Origin of the sequence: Methylobacterium haplocladii, assembly GCF_007992175.1 — a bacterium.
GTDB lineage: Bacteria > Pseudomonadota > Alphaproteobacteria > Rhizobiales > Beijerinckiaceae > Methylobacterium > Methylobacterium haplocladii.
In genome coordinates this window covers 1-13,231 of record NZ_BJZT01000009.1, presented here as the reverse complement: position 1 = coordinate 13,231, position 13,231 = coordinate 1, and the positions used below count along the sequence as shown (strand labels likewise).

Below are 13,231 nucleotides of genomic sequence, written 5' to 3'. Positions count from 1 at the left end.
GTTTGCAGTGGAAGCGCAGCCGATCTAATCCGTCGCACGATACGCGGGGGGGCCTTGGCCAAGGATCTCCCCCTGGCGACCAGACTGCGACGCCAGTCCCAGGCGAGAGACCGAATGTTCCGCAACGATGTCCCGATCACGCCGGAGCTCGTCCGTCAGCACGGGCTCACGCCCGACGAGTACGCGCGCTTCCGCGGGCTGATCGGCCGCGATCCGACGCTTACCGAACTCGGCATCGTCTCGGCGATGTGGAACGAGCACTGTTCGTACAAATCCTCACGCAAACATCTGCGCGGGCTGCCGACCACGGCACCCTGGGTGATTCAGGGACCGGGCGAGAATGCCGGCGTCATCGACATCGGCGACGGGCTCGCCTGCGTCTTCAAGATGGAGAGTCACAACCACCCGAGCTTCATCGAGCCCTACCAGGGCGCGGCCACCGGCGTAGGCGGCATCCTTCGCGATGTGTTCACGATGGGTGCGCGGCCGATCGCGGCGTTGAACGCGCTGCGCTTCGGCTCGCCGGATCATCCACGCACGCGCCACCTCGTCTCCGGTGTGGTCGCGGGCGTCGGGGGTTACGGCAATTCCTTCGGTGTGCCGACGGTGGGCGGTCTCGTCGGCTTCCATTCGCGTTACGACGGCAACATTCTCGTCAACGCCATGGCAGTCGGCCTCGCGAAGACCGATGCCATCTTCTACGCGGCGGCCACCGGCGTCGGGAACCCGATCGTCTATCTCGGCTCGAAGACGGGCCGCGACGGCATACACGGCGCCACCATGGCGTCGGCCGAATTCGACGCGGAGACCGAGGCCAAGCGCCCGACCGTGCAGGTCGGCGACCCCTTCGCCGAGAAGCTTCTGCTGGAGGCCTGCCTCGAACTAATGGCCTCCGGCGCCGTCATCGCCATCCAGGACATGGGCGCGGCCGGCCTGACCTGCTCGGCCGTCGAGATGGGCGCCAAGGGCGACCTCGGCGTCGAACTGAACCTCGACTCCGTGCCGGTGCGCGAGGCGGGCATGACGCCCTACGAGATGATGCTGTCGGAGAGCCAGGAGCGCATGCTCGTGGTGCTCAAGCCCGGCATGGAGACGCAAGCCGAGGCGATCTTCGTCAAATGGGGCCTCGACTTCGCGGTGATCGGGCACACCACGGACACGCTGCGCTTCGTCATCAAGTGGCAGGGTGAGACCATGGCCAACCTGCCGATCAAGGAGCTCGGCGACGAAGCCCCCCTCTACGACCGGCCGCATATCGCCAACACGCACCAGCCTGTCGTGAAGGCGGAGGACGTGCCGCAGACCGTCTCGAACGCCGAAGCCCTGCGCCGGTTGATCGGATCGCCGGAACTCGCCTCCAAGCGCTGGGTCTACGAGCAGTACGACCATTTCATCCTGGGCAACACGATCCAGAAGCCCGGCGGCGATGCCGCGATCGTGCGCGTCGAGAACGGCCCGAAGGGGCTCGCCATCACCACCGATGTGACGCCACGCTATTGCGAGGCCGATCCGGTCCAGGGCGGGCGTCAGGCGGTGGCCGAGGCCTGGCGCAACATCACCGCCGTCGGCGCACGGCCGCTGGCGATCACCGACAACCTCAACTTCGGCAATCCCGAGAAGCCGGAGGTGATGGGCCAGCTCGTCGGCTGCCTGAAGGGGATCGGCGAGGCCTGCCTCGCCCTCGACTTCCCGGTCGTGTCCGGCAACGTCTCCCTCTACAACGAGACCAACGGCGTCGGCATTCTGCCCACCCCGACCATCGGCGGCGTCGGCGTGCTCGACGACGTCGCGATCCACGCCAGCATCGGCCTGAAGCGCGAAGGCGACGTCCTCGTTCTCCTCGGGCGAACCGTGGGATGGCTCGGCCAGTCGCAGTATCTCTCGGTGATCGCGGGCCGTGAGGAAGGCGCGCCGCCGCCCGTCGATCTCGCCGAAGAGCGGACGACCGGCGACTTCGTGCGCGGCCTGATCACCTCGCGTGCCGTCGACACGGTTCACGACCTATCCGATGGCGGTCTCGCCGTGGCGCTCGCCGAGATGAGCATCGCGTCGGGCATCGGGGCCACCGTGCCGCGGGTGCCGTCGGGCATCGCGGCGCATGCGTGGCTGTTCGGCGAGGACCAGGGTCGCTACCTGCTCGCCGTGAGCGACCAGGTTGCCGCCGAGATCCTGTCCGGCGCCTCGGCTCAGGGCATCGAGGCCACGCGCATCGGCACCACCGGCGGCGACCGTTTGACCCTGCCGGATGGCGAGACCATATCGGTGGCGGACCTTCGTGCCGCCCACGAGGGCTGGTTCCCGGCCTACATGGCGAGCCAGCCGGCCGCCCCGGCCGCCTGAGACGATCTCACCGCAACCCTGGAGATACAACGATGCCGATGGATGCGCGCGAGATCGAGGCCATGATCCGCGAGGCGCTGCCCGACGCCACGATCGAGATCAAGGATCTCGCTGGCGACGGCGACCACTATGCCGCGACGGTCCTGTCTTCGGCCTTCAAGGGCAAGACCCGGGTGGCCCAGCATCAGATGGTCTACGGCGCGCTCCAGGGGCGCATGGGCGGCGTGCTCCACGCCCTTGCGCTGACCACGGGTGTACCCCAGGATTAGGTGATCGCAGCAACGGGTGGATCCGATGGATCGGCCGAGCCTCTACGACGACGACATCGTGACCTGGGCCGAGGAACAGGCTGCTGCTTTGCGGGCGCTCGGCTCTCGGGCCGAGCTTTCAAACGCGGTCGATTGGGAGAACGTCGCCGAGGAGATCGAAAGCGTCGGTCGATCTCAGGTCCGGACGGTCGAAAGTCTGCTGGTGCAGACGCTCGCCCATCTCCTGAAACGGTTGTCGGCACCGGATGCTCCGGCGCGCGGACATTGGCGGGACGAGATCGCAACCTTTCAGCTGTCGGCCAGGGTTCGCTATGAACCTGCAATGCGCCAGCGGCTCAATTGGGCCAGGATCTGGCAGGATGCGAAAGAGAGAGCAGAGCAGAGCTTGCGCATGTACGACGATACGATGCTACCGGGCCTTCCGCCCGATTGCCCGTTGTCGCCGGAGCTTTTGCTCGAGTCGATCCTGGATATCGATGATGCCCTACTGCGCTTAGCTGGCTCCGCCATACCAACTCCATCCGATCGCTCTCAATTCACATTTGACGCGAAACCGAAGACGAGGACGACACGATGACCGACGCCAACACCACCATCGAGAACGAGATCAAGTCCCAGGATGTGGTCGTGTTCATGAAGGGTACGCCGCAATTCCCGATGTGCGGCTTCTCGGGTCAGGTCGTGCAGATCCTCAACTACCTCGAGGTGCCGTTCAAGGGCGTGAACGTCCTCGACGACATGGCGATCCGCGACGGCATCAAGGCCTTCTCCAACTGGCCGACCATCCCGCAGATCTACGTGAAGGGCGAGTTCGTCGGCGGCTGCGACATTACCCGCGAGATGTTCCAGTCGGGCGAATTGCAGACGTTCCTGTCCGAGAAGGGCGTCCCGGTGAAGAACATCGCCGCCGCCTGATCCGCACGGAAATAGCGACGAGAAGGGCGCTGCGGCGCCCTTTTTCATGCCGAAGGCGGCTCCGCTGGGAAACGATCCCGGGGCTTCGCCGCTTCCCTCTTGTGTCCGACGCGAGAGGATGCGGGAAACGATGCGCGACGTGATCATCGTGGGCGGCGGCCCGGCCGGGCTGAACGCTGCGCTCATCCTCGGCCGCTGCCGCCGCGACGTCCTGCTCTGCGATGCCGGCCGGCCGCGCAATGCCGCGACGCCGCTGACCTGGGGCGTCTTCACGCGCGACGGCACCCCGCCCTTCGTCTTGCGCGAGCAGGCCCATGCCGACCTCGAACGCTATGAGACGGTCGAACGCCGCGCGATCGAGGTGGTCGAGGCTCGCCGACGCGAGGATCGTTTCGAGCTCGTGTTGGCCGATGGTGTCCGCGTGAGTGCACGCCGGCTACTCCTCGCGACCGGATTGCGGCAGGACCTGCCGAAGATCGAGGGCTTCGAGATCTATTGGGGTACCGGCGTCCATTCCTGTCCGTATTGCGACGGATACGAGGCCCGCGACCGGCCGCTTGTCGCCTACGGGCGCGGCCATGGCGGCTGCAGCGTAGCGCTCGAACTGAGCTGCTGGAGCCGCGACGTCACCCTCTGCACCGACGGCACCGACGGCGATCTGTCGGATAAGGATCGTGATCGGCTCGGCCGCAACGGCATCCGTATCGTCGAGACGCCGATCGGCAGGCTCGAGGGCAACGGACGCGAGGCGGAGGCACTGCTGTTTCGCGACGGCCTGCGGATTCCCTGCTCCGATGTCTTCCTCATGCCCGTCGAATGCGAGCCGTCGCATCTGATCGGGCAACTTGGCTGCGATCTCACCGACAAGGGGGTCGTGCCGACCAAGGGCGACTACGAGAAGACCAACGTGCCCGGCCTCTTCGTCGCCGGGGACGCCTCGCGCCGCGTGCAACTCGCGATCGTCGCCGCAGCCGAGGGCGCCATGGCCGCGTTCGCCATCAACATGGAGCTGATCGCCGAGGATACGGCCTGATACGATCACACCGCCCGCAGCGGCCTCTCCAGGACGGCGATGACGCGGGCGAGATCGTGGCCTCGCTTCATGACGAGGCCGCCGGCTGCGATCACGGCATAGGCACCCTGTCGGCGGGCGAGTTTCGGATCCTTCTCGATCCGGTAGAGCGGCATCTCCGAGCTGCGCCGGTAGATCGAGAACACGGCCTTGTCCCGTCGGAAGTCGAGGGCGTAGTCGCGCCACTCGCCTTCGGAGACGCGGCGGCCGTAGAGATTGAAGATCGTGCGCAGCTCCTCGCGGTTGAAGGCGATCTGAGGCGTGGAGGCTTCGGAAGGAAACGGGATCACCCGACTGTTCGGGTCGTCCGCATGCTCGTCGGCGCTGCGCAGTTCGCTCATCGTCCCTCCCGGGCGAGGCCGTCGATGCGGCCGGACGACGATGATGGGCCGGGCTTCCTCCGCCCGCAAGGCCGTCCCCGCTGCCGATCCGTTGCCGGCATGCGGATAAGGTGGCGAAACACTTCGCCACGATCTGGCCGTGTTTTCGCCCTTGCATCGCCTTCGTGAAACGCTTGACTGCGGTCTGAAACCTCGTCGGTCACGGGTTCCGAAGCGGCCCCGCACCCGAGCTCCCCAGCCCGCGGTGGCTGCATCGGACCAGCGCGTACCCGGCACTCCGAGGTTTCGAGACCCAAGGACTTCAGGCGGCCTCCTCGGAGCGCCGCCCCTTTTTTGTCCGGCACGCGTCCCGCCGATCCGCTAGACTGAGCTGCCACGGCAATTCCGCCCGGCGCAAGTTTCGTCCCTGTTCTCTCGGATCCGTAGAGCGTGCCCCCCGATTTCGACGCCGCGTTCCGCGATCGTCTCGCCGAACTCTTTGCTTGGCGCCGTGACGTGCGTCGCTTCCGCGACGACCCCGTCGATGAGACCGTGCTGTCGGCCTGCCTTGCCTTGGCGAGCCTGGCGCCGTCGGTCGGCAACAGCCAGCCCTGGCGCTTCGTGCGGGTGGCGGACCCTTCCCGCCGTGCGGCCGTGGTCGCGAGTTTTTCGCGCTGCAATGCTGCCGCCTGCGCCTCCTATGCCGATGAGCGGCGCGAACTCTATGCGAGCTTGAAGCTCGAAGGGCTCCGCGAGGCCCCAGTTCATCTCGCCGTGTTCTGCGACGAGGCCACCGAGACCGGCTACGGCCTCGGCCGCGAGACCATGCCGGAGATGCTGCGATACTCGGCGGTGACGGCGGTTCACACGTTCTGGCTCGCGGCCCGGGCGCACGGGCTCGGCGTCGGCTGGGTCTCGATCCTCGAACCGGAGGTGGTGACTGGGCTCCTCGACGTGCCGGCGGCGTGGCGGCTCATCGCCTATCTCTGCGTCGGGCAGCCGATGGAAGCGCACAGCGATCCCGAGCTGGTCCGCCATAGCTGGCAAGCGCGGTCGCCTGCCTCCGCGTCCCTCACGGAACGGTAATGTTACGGGTCTTCGACTCACCGGATGGTTGAGTCGACTGTTCTCTGCAAGAGCCCGTTAGCTGTCGGGACCAAATTACGTAATTCGGCTTCGCTAAACCATGTGCGGTAACAGGAACGCCAAGCTTGGCTGCGAATTGTCCTCTTGCGTAAGGTCACGCTTGAAGGACGAATTCCGATGTTCGGGAATAGGGGATTTGGCAGAGGTGTCGTCGGCGCGTTGACCGTCGGTCTGCTTGCGGCAGCGCCCGTTCAGGCCCGCGAAGTGGTTCCGTTCAACGAGCCCGGTCTGGCCGGGTCGCTCGTCGTGCGGACGTCCGAGCGCCGGCTCTACCTCGTCAATTGGGACGGGACGGCGATCCGCTATCCGGTGGCGGTCGGCAAGCCGGGCAAGCAATGGGCCGGCCGCACCGAGATCGACGGCAAGTATTTCCAGCCCGACTGGTCGCCGCCTTCCGACGTGAAGCGCGACCATCCGCACCTGCCGAACCTGATCCGCGGCGGAACCCGCGGCAACCCAATGGGCGTCGCGGCTATGACGCTGCGGGGTGGCGAATACGCCATCCACGGCACCAACAAGCCGAGCTCGATCGGCACCTTCGCCTCCTACGGCTGCATCCGCATGTACAACCAGGACATTTCGGACCTCTTCCAGCGCGTCTCGGTCGGCACGCAGGTCTACGTGACCCGCTGATCGTCGTCCGTTTCCGGTAATTACGCCGTGACCGGGGCCGAAGCCCCGGTCACGGCGTAACCATGTCCGGCGCTCGTATCGATGCAGCCTTCGAGAAAGCTAAGACAAAACCGGCGAACGTTGTTTGATCGGAGCGAATTTTATCAGTATGCCTTAATCATAGCTTCTAGTTTTTCTGCTTTAGATCTACATGCCGAGCACTGAAAGGAGAATGGAAAGCTTAGGGCCGCATCATCCTCCAGCGTAGAAGCGCGCTCGGAGGGCACTAATCGATGTTCTGGAAATCTGTATTGGGCGTCGGCGTATCGGCCACGCTTTCGGCGGGATTGTTCGTCTCTGCTCCCGTTCAGGCCCGCGAAGTCGTGCCGTTCACGGGCGCCGGTATGGCCGGCTCGCTGGTGGTGCGGACGTCGGAGCGCCGGCTCTATCTCGTCAACGGCGACGGCACCGCGATCCGCTATCCGGTGGCGGTCGGCAAGCCGGGCAAGCAATGGGCCGGCCAGACCATGATCGACGGCAAGTACTACCAGCCGGACTGGTCGCCGCCCGCCGTGGTCAAACGCGATCACCCCCGCCTACCGAACCTGATCCGAGGCGGGACGGCGAGCAACCCGATGGGCGTGGCCGCCATGACCCTGCGCGGCGGCCAATACGCGATCCACGGCACCAACCGGCCCGAATCCATTGGTCACTTCGCCTCGTATGGCTGCATCCGCATGCACAACCAGGACATCGCCGACCTGTTCGAGCGCGTCTCGGTGGGCACGCAAGTCTACGTGGTGCGTTAAAATCGGCATCCTGCGACCGCCATTGTTGGGTACCAGCAGGCGATCGCGACCGAACGAAACGCGGGGCACGTGGTTGAAACCCGAGAGTCCGATGCCGAGAAGCGGAGCATGCTCCGGCCCGGAGGACGGCCTTCGGAGAACCACGTGCCGACAGAAGCCGAGTTTGAAGCGAATCCCGATGCGGCCGGCGGCCGGGCGCTTCTGGAGGCGCGGTTGAGGCGCCTGACGCCGGCGCAGGTCGAGGCATTCCGGGAGGCCGTCCGCCGTTGCTACGCTGGCGCACCGCCCCCGGAACCATCTGGCCCGGACCGAACCGAGCGGCGTTGAGCTTCAACCGCTGCCGCCGGCCAAGGTTTCGCGGCAGATCCGATGGCTCTTCAGATTTCGCCCTGTCGCGGTCTCGCTTCGCGACCAGAAGTCTCCCGAAACGAGAGATCCAGGGACTGAATCCTGCTCACGCGCGTTATGTCTTCAGAGATCCGCGAATGATCGATGGAAATCCGGACATGAAACGTATTTTTCTGACTTCGACCGTCATGGTCGCCTGCTTCGTCATGGCGACGACGACCGTCGAAGCCCAGAACGCCTTGAGTGGCGGCGGTGTCGGCGTCGGTGGGGCCGGACTTGGTGGTGGCTTCGGAGGCGGAGGAGTTGGCGTCGGCGGAGGCGGCTTCAGCGGTGGCTCGGTCGGGGGTGGCGTCGGCGGCGGCTCGATCGGAGGCGGCGGAGGCCGTGGTGGTGGTTTCGGCGGTGCCGGTGTCGGTGGCGGCGGGTTCGCCGCGGGACCTCGCGGCGGCCTTGGCGGTAATGCCCTCGGCGGGGCCGTGGTGCGGAACCCCGGCACGCCGGGTCTCAATCCAGGCAATCCCGGCGGTGGGTTGAATCCCGGTCGGCCCGGCGGGATCGCGAATGGCGGCGGCAATCCCGGTTGGAATCGTCCGGGCCGGCCCGGCTGGCCAGGATACGGCGGCCGTGGTCGCTATTATCCCAGTTATGGCTATGGCGGCGGCTTCGGGTACGGAACCGGCTTCGGATACGGTTACGGTTACCCCTACGGCTACTACAATGACGGCTATGCGGCCGCCGGATACGACGACGAAGAGGTTGCACCCGCAGGCGACGAACAGGCCGCCTACTGTGCCAAGCGCTTCAAGACCTACGATCCCCGTAGCAGCACCTACATCGGCAAAGGCGGCAAGCGGCGCTCCTGCCCGTAATCCCATCTGCTTCGATGATGATTCGACCCCGTGAGCCATCGGCTCGCGGGGTTTTTCGTATGGTCCATGAGATATCTCGTGAATGGACGACGTCATCGGCCTCAAGACCGACGGTGAAGGCTTTCCCGCAGACGTGACCCGGCGCACAGATTGTTCCGCTTGACCGGCGCACCGATGCGACGGGTCATTCGGGTACCGGAACGATGGACGAGCTGGTCTTCTACGCGGGTCTCGCGATTGCCGCGCTCGCCATACTCGTATCCGGCCCCGTCGCCATTGCTCTGACGATCGCGCAACGCGGGCGAATTGCTGTGCTGGAATCCCGGCTCGCAGCATTCGAGCGGATGCCGCCGGCCGCTGCCCCGACGTTGGAGGCGCCGGCCTCGCGACGCCAGCCGGAACCAGCCCGCGAAAATCTTCGCCCTGCGCCGACCGTCCCCCCGATCCCCAAATCCCGGCCCGACCCGGTGGCCAAGCCGCCCCGCCCCTCGTTCGAAGAGCGCTTCGGCACGCGCTGGACGGTCTGGGTCGGTGGCATCGCCCTAGCGTTCGGGGCGGCTCTGCTGGTGCGTTACTCGGTGGAAGCCGGCTATTTCGGGCCGGCTCTGCGGATGGCCTCCGGCTTCGCCCTGGCTCTCGGATTCCTGGCCGTCGGCGAGACCCTGCGGCGTCGTTTGCGCGGGACCCTTCCAGTGCCGGCGACATGGCCCGACATCCCGGCCATGGTGACCGCCGCCGGGACCGTCGCACTGTTCGGCGCGATCTACGCGGCCTACGCGCTCTACGGCTTCATCGGCCCCGAACTCGCCTTCGTAGCGCTCGGCGCGACCGGCCTCGCGGCCATGGTGCTCGCCCTTCTGCATGGCCCTGCCCTCGCGGGGATCGGCCTCATCGGTGCACTGGCGACACCGCTTCTCGTCGGCAAGGGCGGCGGCAGCGCTTGGCCGCTGACCCTCTACCTGCCGGTCGTCGCGGCCAGCGCCTACGGCTTCGCATGGTTCAAGGGCTGGCGCGCTCTCGCCGTCGCAGGGGGGATCGGCGCAGGGGCTTGGTCGCTGCTGCTGGGGCTGTCTGCCGGGGATGCCTCGACCGCAGCGGCAGCGCTCATTCATGTCGTTCTGCAGGCCGCCCTCGCGGGTCTCACCTTCGCCCTGCCTCACCACGCCACGACGGCGGAACACGCTCGACCGGACCGCGCTACGACCGCCGTCCTGTTCGCTGCGGCGCTGACGATGCTCGCCGTGCTCGGGCTGACCGTCCAGACGGGCTACGGAGCCGTCTGGATTCTTACCGCGCTCGCGGCGGTCGTGATCCCGGCTGCGGCCGGGTTCCTGGTCATGCCCGCGGCGGCTGGGCTGGTGGTCGCCGGGTTGGCGTCGAGTGCGGTGATCATCCTCTGGCCGCCGGAACCCGGTCTGCATTGGGACAGCCTGCTGATCCGGCTCGATACGACCGATCCGGGCGTCCTGCTCGCGCTCGCCGGCCTTTCGGCTGTCGGCATTGCGGCAATGGGCGGCCTCAGGCTGATCGGCGGCGGCCGCCTGCCGCTTGCCACGGCGCTGATCTACGCGGCCGGCGCAGCCTTGGCGCCTTTGGCGGCATTGTCATTCGCGTACCTGCGGCTCGCGCAGGCCTCCGTCTCCCCATCCTTCGCGCTCGCGGCCGGCGTGCTGGCGCTTGGCATGACGGGGCTCGCAGCGGCATTCCGCGCCCAGCGCGAGCGCACGCCGGCCGATGCGCTGACGATCGGTTTCGGCGTCTTCGCCGCGGCCGCGGTGGCTGCCCTCGCGCTCGGCATGGTCTTCGCGGTCTCGGGCGGCTCGCTCACCGTCGCGATGGCACTCGCGGCTCTCGGCACCGGGGCGATCGCCCGCCGGCTCGACATCCCGGCCCTACGCTGGTGCGTCGCCGGGCTGGGCGTGGTCGTGGCGGGCCGGCTCGCCTGGGATCCGATGGTGGTCGGCGGCGAACTCGGGCAAATGCCGGTCCTGAACTGGCTGCTCGTGGGCTACGGCGTGCCCGCGCTCGCATTCGGCCTGGCGTCGCGTCTGATCCGCCTGCCCGGCACGAAGCCCGACGCCCCTCCCCTGATCGCCGAGGCGTTGAGCTTCCTGCTCGCGGCCTTCCTCGTCTTCTTCGAGATCCGGCACGCACTCCATGGTGGCGACATCTTCGCCGAGGATAGCGGTGTGCTGGAGCAGGGGCTGATGGCGTTGTCGGCGCTCGGCTTCGCGGCGGTGCTGGTGCGGCTGGACGGCGTCCACCATTCGGCGGTGATCCGGATCGCGAGCCTCGCCTTCGGGGTGATCGCCTTCGCGCAGAGCCTGCTCGCACTGGTGTTCGCGGTGAACCCGCTGCTGACCGACGAGGCCGTCGGCGGTGGCATCCTCTTCAACGAGATCGTAATCGCCTACGGGCTGCCGGCGCTCGTCGCGCTTGCGCTCGCCCGGACGGCGCAGGCGACGCGGCCGCGCTGGTATGTGCTGGCGGCCGGCGGCGTCGGGATGATCCTGGGCTTCCTGGCGCTGACGCTCACCATCCGCCACGGCTTCCAGGGCGCACAGATGGGCCTCGACCGGGAGACGAGCCAGCCCGAGTGGTACGCCTATTCCGCCGGCTGGCTCGCCTTCGGCTTGGCCCTGCTCGGCTACGGATTGCTGCGCCACTCGCTGACGGCGCGGCTCGCTTCGGCGGCCCTGGTCGCACTCTCGACGCTCAAGGTCTTCCTGGTCGACCTCGCGGGGCTCGACGGGCCGCTGCGGGCGCTGTCGTTCCTCGGCCTCGGCGCGGTGCTGATCGGGATCGGCCTCGTGTACCAGCGCTTCGTGTTCGCGCCGGCGCGGGCGACCTGATCACAGGCTTCGCCTCGCGACGACGAAAAAGCACGCCGAATGCGAGCGAGCCCATCGACCGGCGATGGTGTGAAACTCAGAAGAAAATTGGCCGCGCGCTTGCGTTGTGCTCCACGAGCACCGTGCCGGTGGCCGGGTCGACCTCCTTCAGCACCGCGTCGTAGCCCCAGAGGTCGGCGAGGTGCTGCAGCACCCGGCGGGCATCGTCCTTCTGCAGCGTGATGCGGTTGATCGCCTTGTGGTGGACGATGAGACGGCGGTCGCCCTCGAGGTCGACGTCGACCACCTCGATGTCCGGGTCGAGCCAAGCCACGTCGTACTGGCGGGCGAAGGAGCGGCGCATCTTGCGGTAGCCGCGCTCGTCGTGGATCGCCTCGACCCGCAGTTCCGTCTCTTCGGGATCGTCCACCACGTGGAACAGGCGCATGTCGCGCATGAGTTTCGGGCTCAGGAACTGCGCGATGAAACTCTCGTCGCGATAGTTCTCCCAGCAATCGCGCAGCACCGCCATCGGGTCGCCGATGCCGGCGATCTGTGGGAACCACGCGCGATCTTCGTCGGTCGGGTGCTCCACGATGCGGGCGATGTCCTGCATCATCGCGAAGCCGAGGGCGTAGGGGTTGTGGCCGCCGAAGCTACGGTCGTCGAAGTTCGGCTGACGGATCACGTTGGTGTGGGAAGTCAGGAACTCGAGATAGGCCGCCTCGTCGATCAGGCCCTTCTCGGAGAGCGCGTTCATGATGCGATAGTGGACGTAGGTGGCGCACCCCTCGTTCATCACCTTGGTCTGGCGCTGGGGATAGAAATACTGGGCGACGAGCCGGACGATGCGCAGCAATTCGCGCTGCCACGGACGCAGGCGCGGCGCGACCTTCTCCAGGAAGTAGAGGATGTTCTCCTGCGGCAGTTCCAGCAGGGCGCGACGGCGGTCGAGGGCCGGGTCGCCCTTGGCCGCGTCGGCCTTGGCCGGCAGGGTCCGCCAGAGGTCGTTGAAGATCTGCTCGCCGTGCTCGACCCGCTCGCGCTCGCGGCGCTGTTCGGAGGCGAGGTCGGGCCGCTTCTTGCGGGGATAGCGGTGGACGCCCTGGCTCATCAGTGCGTGGGCGGCGTCCAGCACCTGTTCGACGGCCTGATGACCGTAACGCTCCTCGCACCGGGTGATGTAGGTCTTGGCGAAATCGAGATAGTCGAGGATGCCCTCGGCATCCGTCCATTGCCGGAAGAGATAGTTGTTCTTGAAGAAGTGGTTATGGCCGAAAGCGGCGTGCGCGATGACGAGCGTCTGCATCGTCGCCGAGTTCTCCTCCATCACGTAGGAGATGCACGGGTCGGAGTTGATGACGATCTCGTAGGCAAGGCCCATATGCCCACGCCGGTAGCTCGCTTCCTGCTGCGCGAAGTGCTTGCCGAAGGACCAGTGCTTGTAGAACAGCGGCATGCCGATCGAGGAATACGCGTCGAGCATCTGCTCGGCGGTGATGATCTCGATCTGGTTCGGATACCAGGACAGCCCCAGCGCCCGCGCCTCGACCTCACAGGCCTCGTGGATGCGGCGGATGGTGTCGAAATCCCAGTCGTTGCCGGTGAAGAGCGGCTCGTGGGTTTTCGCGGCCGGTGCGAGTGTCAGGCTTGCCATGCAGCCTCCCATTTGAGCGCGCGCCAAACCCTCTCCCCCCTGC

12 protein-coding genes are annotated in these 13,231 nt (G+C 66.9%); 10 read left to right on the top strand and 2 right to left on the bottom strand.

Annotation, left to right across the window (positions count from 1 at the left end):
- Positions 1–114 precede the first annotated feature (114 nt).
- The 5 genes from purL (at position 115) to MHA02_RS05555 (ending at position 4,557) form a co-directional block, all read left to right on the top strand.
- The gene (gene purL, locus MHA02_RS05575) at positions 115–2,340 is read left to right on the top strand and encodes a phosphoribosylformylglycinamidine synthase subunit PurL (RefSeq protein WP_147077415.1); all 2,226 of its coding nucleotides are present in this window, start codon (positions 115–117) and stop codon (positions 2,338–2,340) included.
- Positions 2,341–2,372: 32 nt separating this feature from the next.
- Positions 2,373–2,609, top strand: a complete 237-nt coding sequence (locus tag MHA02_RS05570) for a BolA family protein (protein WP_147077413.1) — start codon at positions 2,373–2,375, stop codon at positions 2,607–2,609.
- Between the two features lie 25 nt (positions 2,610–2,634).
- Positions 2,635–3,186, top strand: a complete 552-nt coding sequence (locus tag MHA02_RS05565) for a DUF29 domain-containing protein (protein ID WP_147077411.1) — start codon at positions 2,635–2,637, stop codon at positions 3,184–3,186.
- A complete protein-coding gene (grxD, locus tag MHA02_RS05560; protein ID WP_147077409.1) occupies positions 3,183–3,524 on the top strand; it encodes a Grx4 family monothiol glutaredoxin in 342 nt (113 codons plus the stop codon). The genes MHA02_RS05565 and grxD overlap by 4 nt, the downstream gene beginning before the upstream one ends.
- A 130-nt stretch (positions 3,525–3,654) precedes the next feature.
- Positions 3,655–4,557 carry an NAD(P)/FAD-dependent oxidoreductase gene (locus MHA02_RS05555; RefSeq protein WP_147077407.1) on the top strand — a complete coding sequence of 301 codons (903 nt, stop codon included), beginning with the start codon at positions 3,655–3,657 and terminating at the stop codon, positions 4,555–4,557.
- Between the two features lie 5 nt (positions 4,558–4,562).
- Here the strand turns inward: MHA02_RS05555 and MHA02_RS05550 are convergent, their stop codons facing one another.
- Positions 4,563–4,937 carry a DUF2794 domain-containing protein gene (locus MHA02_RS05550; RefSeq protein WP_147077405.1) on the bottom strand — a complete coding sequence of 125 codons (375 nt, stop codon included), beginning with the start codon at positions 4,935–4,937 and terminating at the stop codon, positions 4,563–4,565.
- 429 nt (positions 4,938–5,366) lie between these two features.
- On the opposite strand from MHA02_RS05550, the gene bluB reads away from it, so the two are divergent.
- The 5 genes from bluB (at position 5,367) to MHA02_RS05520 (ending at position 11,552) form a co-directional block, all read left to right on the top strand.
- Positions 5,367–6,002, top strand: a complete 636-nt coding sequence (gene bluB / locus MHA02_RS05545) for a 5,6-dimethylbenzimidazole synthase (RefSeq protein WP_147077403.1) — start codon at positions 5,367–5,369, stop codon at positions 6,000–6,002.
- A 177-nt stretch (positions 6,003–6,179) separates the two neighbouring features.
- A complete protein-coding gene (locus tag MHA02_RS05540; RefSeq protein WP_147077401.1) occupies positions 6,180–6,695 on the top strand; it encodes a L,D-transpeptidase in 516 nt (171 codons plus the stop codon).
- 383 nt (positions 6,696–7,078) lie between these two features.
- Complete coding sequence (locus MHA02_RS05535) at positions 7,079–7,483, top strand: L,D-transpeptidase (protein WP_238180478.1); 405 nt, start codon at positions 7,079–7,081, stop codon at positions 7,481–7,483.
- A 506-nt stretch (positions 7,484–7,989) separates the two neighbouring features.
- Positions 7,990–8,700: a BA14K family protein gene (locus tag MHA02_RS05525; RefSeq protein ID WP_147077395.1), complete on the top strand. Its 711-nt coding sequence runs from the start codon at positions 7,990–7,992 to the stop codon at positions 8,698–8,700.
- A 203-nt stretch (positions 8,701–8,903) separates the two neighbouring features.
- Entirely contained in the window at positions 8,904–11,552 is a 2,649-nt protein-coding gene (locus MHA02_RS05520) for a DUF2339 domain-containing protein (RefSeq protein ID WP_147077393.1), read from the top strand.
- Positions 11,553–11,628: 76 nt separating this feature from the next.
- Here the strand turns inward: MHA02_RS05520 and MHA02_RS05515 are convergent, their stop codons facing one another.
- Positions 11,629–13,188, bottom strand: coding sequence for a SpoVR family protein (locus MHA02_RS05515; protein WP_147077391.1), 1,560 nt, complete (start codon positions 13,186–13,188; stop codon positions 11,629–11,631).
- Positions 13,189–13,231: the final 43 nt, after the last annotated feature.

Bases quoted from the DNA above. Each gene is read 5' to 3' on its own strand.
- MHA02_RS05550 (WP_147077405.1), bottom strand. From the start codon at position 4,937: ATGAGCGAACTGCGCAGCGCCGACGAGCATGCGGACGACCCGAACAGT.
- MHA02_RS05520 (WP_147077393.1), top strand. From the start codon at position 8,904: ATGGACGAGCTGGTCTTCTACGCGGGTCTCGCGATTGCCGCGCTCGCC.
- purL (WP_147077415.1), top strand. From the start codon at position 115: ATGTTCCGCAACGATGTCCCGATCACGCCGGAGCTCGTCCGTCAGCAC.
- MHA02_RS05515 (WP_147077391.1), bottom strand. From the start codon at position 13,188: ATGGCAAGCCTGACACTCGCACCGGCCGCGAAAACCCACGAGCCGCTC.
- MHA02_RS05565 (WP_147077411.1), top strand. From the start codon at position 2,635: ATGGATCGGCCGAGCCTCTACGACGACGACATCGTGACCTGGGCCGAG.
- MHA02_RS05555 (WP_147077407.1), top strand. From the start codon at position 3,655: ATGCGCGACGTGATCATCGTGGGCGGCGGCCCGGCCGGGCTGAACGCT.
- MHA02_RS05535 (WP_238180478.1), top strand. From the start codon at position 7,079: ATGGCCGGCTCGCTGGTGGTGCGGACGTCGGAGCGCCGGCTCTATCTC.
- MHA02_RS05540 (WP_147077401.1), top strand. From the start codon at position 6,180: ATGTTCGGGAATAGGGGATTTGGCAGAGGTGTCGTCGGCGCGTTGACC.
- MHA02_RS05525 (WP_147077395.1), top strand. From the start codon at position 7,990: ATGAAACGTATTTTTCTGACTTCGACCGTCATGGTCGCCTGCTTCGTC.
- MHA02_RS05570 (WP_147077413.1), top strand. From the start codon at position 2,373: ATGCCGATGGATGCGCGCGAGATCGAGGCCATGATCCGCGAGGCGCTG.
- grxD (WP_147077409.1), top strand. From the start codon at position 3,183: ATGACCGACGCCAACACCACCATCGAGAACGAGATCAAGTCCCAGGAT.